Genomic DNA, 1,062 nt, shown 5'->3' on the forward strand with positions numbered 1-1,062 from the left:
GTTCTTCATTACTTGCGAAAATTCCTGCGGAATTTTCACGGGTTCGTAAATGTTTGCTAACTTAGTTGCCTAACCACGCAACTAACCATACACAAACACGTTAGGCACAAGCTGAAAAAACCAATGGAAACGGAAGAAATCAAAATTTTTGTTTATGATAAAAGAGAGAAAATAACTTCTTCTTGTTATGTTGAACAAATCTCTGACAATAAGTTTCGAATGACTGAAAATGACCTTTTCATCTGTCATCTAACAAAAGGAACTGAATTCGAAACGAGAATAAATGAAGATGGAAACCACGAAGTTGTCAAAATAATTAAGAAATCTGAATTTATTACTAGACGTTTCCTTTTATCAACTCAATACAAAGAATCTGATTACAGAGTTTTAGGAGACGAATTAATAAAACGTGGTGGGTTTTGGCAAGTCGATTTTGGAGGAATAGCAACTATAAATATTCCTAAAGATTTTGAATTTAACATTGACCAAGTTATGAAAGAATTGGATTTAAACTTAACAGAGATAACTGATTAATGAAAAAGATATCGGAAGTACATTTTGAGCGAATGAATATGATGTGTAGAATGTTTGAGTCAAATTCAAAAAATGACAAACTTTATCTGCCAGAATATGAAATTTCTAAAGAGATTAATGAGATGATTAAATTAACAGATAATCCAACTCAATCTGATTTTCATATAATTGAGGAACTCATAAAAAACATAGATAAAACTGAACATCATAATGGTTCACAATGGTATGATTATAAGATTCATCTGAATGCTTTACTTGGAGAAAACGGATTCAAATCAAGTATAATCTGAAAAAAGCCAGATGCCTAACACCGTGTATAATTAATTGCTAGTTCACTGCCGACTTACGAACATTCCTGCGGAATATTCTATCTGTGATTTGTTTGTTAACTTAGTTGCTTAACCACGCAACTAACCATACACAAAACCGTTGTGCACAAGTTAAAAATCGAACTTATAAATGAAATTTGAACTGCCATTTAAAGAACAAATCTATAACGAGCAAATGACTCTGAATTTCAATACTGCT

The 1,062-nt window shown here is 31.5% G+C and carries 2 protein-coding genes; both read left to right on the forward strand.

Annotated elements, in window-relative coordinates; all coding sequences use genetic code 11:
• The first annotated feature begins 123 nt into the window (after positions 1 to 123).
• Positions 124 to 534, forward strand: coding sequence for a hypothetical protein (locus tag ACFQ13_RS06310; RefSeq protein ID WP_386115330.1), 411 nt, complete (start codon positions 124 to 126; stop codon positions 532 to 534).
• Positions 534 to 824, forward strand: a complete 291-nt coding sequence (locus tag ACFQ13_RS06315; RefSeq protein ID WP_386115332.1) for a hypothetical protein — start codon at positions 534 to 536, stop codon at positions 822 to 824. The genes ACFQ13_RS06310 and ACFQ13_RS06315 overlap by 1 nt, the downstream gene beginning before the upstream one ends.
• Positions 825 to 1,062: the final 238 nt, after the last annotated feature.

Source organism: Winogradskyella rapida, from assembly GCF_042675845.1.
Classification (GTDB): domain Bacteria; phylum Bacteroidota; class Bacteroidia; order Flavobacteriales; family Flavobacteriaceae; genus Winogradskyella; species Winogradskyella rapida.

Coding starts and splice junctions, on each gene's coding strand:
- ACFQ13_RS06310 (WP_386115330.1), top strand. CDS start 124: ATGGAAACGGAAGAAATCAAAATTTTTGTTTATGATAAAAGAGAGAAA.
- ACFQ13_RS06315 (WP_386115332.1), top strand. CDS start 534: ATGAAAAAGATATCGGAAGTACATTTTGAGCGAATGAATATGATGTGT.